This window comes from Vibrio sp. 2134-1 (genome assembly GCF_033339495.1).
The window spans coordinates 1-929 of the sequence record NZ_JAWOUS010000194.1 but is presented as its reverse complement, the minus strand read 5'-3'; the positions used below and the strand labels follow the sequence as shown (position 1 = coordinate 929).

General features: G+C 42.1%; 2 protein-coding genes. Both read right to left on the bottom strand.

The window, feature by feature from the left end:
• Positions 1-155: 155 nt before the first annotated feature.
• The gene (locus R7R78_RS24880) at positions 156-446 is read right to left on the bottom strand and encodes a type II toxin-antitoxin system RelE family toxin (RefSeq protein ID WP_005377002.1); all 291 of its coding nucleotides are present in this window, start codon (positions 444-446) and stop codon (positions 156-158) included.
• Positions 436-684 carry a type II toxin-antitoxin system Phd/YefM family antitoxin gene (locus R7R78_RS24875; RefSeq protein ID WP_225474465.1) on the bottom strand — a complete coding sequence of 83 codons (249 nt, stop codon included), beginning with the start codon at positions 682-684 and terminating at the stop codon, positions 436-438. The genes R7R78_RS24880 and R7R78_RS24875 overlap by 11 nt, the downstream gene beginning before the upstream one ends.
• Between the last annotated feature and the right edge of the window lie 245 nt (positions 685-929).

The window sequence follows — 929 nt, the reverse complement described above, 5'->3', positions numbered from 1 at the left end:
TTTCGGTGCACTCTTGAAGAATGAGCATAACAAACTGTTTAAGAGTGATTCGCAACGCGTGGCATTTTTGCTATGCGTTGGTTTTAGCGTTTAAGGTGGTATGCGGAAGCATCGGTATTGCGTGCCTCACACCTTAATTGGGCGTTATACCGCAATTAGTCATCTAACCTTTTCATGGCTTTACGGTAAACATCGCTACGTTCGCGTTTTCCGACTGCTAAGACGGTTACAATGATGACATCGTCTTCAACTTTGTAGACGAGACGGTAGCCCGATTGACGTAACTTAATTTTATACATGTTGTCAGCTCCAGAAAGCTTTGAAGCCGGAACATGTGGGTTATCTAAGCGCTCGATTAGCTTTTTCTTAAATTGTTGTTGCAGAGTAGAGCCAAGCTTTTTCCACTCTTTGAGTGCACTCTTTTTAAAGTCGAGTTTATAGGTCATCAATATTTACCGAAATGCTCTCTTCAGATTCACGCTCTTTAGCGATAGCTAGTAGTTCAAGATCTTCGAGTCTGTCCATCATCATTTCGTACGCTTCGGCAGGTACGCAATAAAATGCTGGCTCATGTCGGGTTAATACAGCAACAGGTTCGCCGTAAGCACTAGTTGCAACTTTCATAGGGTTAGCTTTCAACTCAGTAATGCTTGCAGCAACATCGGCTAGGATTCTGGTGGTCATATAATCGGTCTCTTAAGTGGTCTTTATGTTGGTCATTTTAGCCTCAACCAAGCGGCATAACAAGTTGCTTAAGAGTGATTCGCAACTCGTGGCATTTTTACTATGTGTCGGCTTATGTGTTTAAGGTATTATGCGGAGGCTTAGGTATAGCGTGCCTCACACCTTAACAAGGCGTTATGTTTTATCAAGTAAAATCAGTTGGTTGCATCTTTTCTTTGCATTTTCGGCTTTCTAATTTTGGTCTT

What these genes read in the sequence shown, in the direction of transcription:
- R7R78_RS24875 (WP_225474465.1), bottom strand. Translation starts at nt 684, where the DNA reads ATGACCACCAGAATCCTAGCCGATGTTGCTGCAAGCATTACTGAGTTG.
- R7R78_RS24880 (WP_005377002.1), bottom strand. Translation starts at nt 446, where the DNA reads ATGACCTATAAACTCGACTTTAAAAAGAGTGCACTCAAAGAGTGGAAA.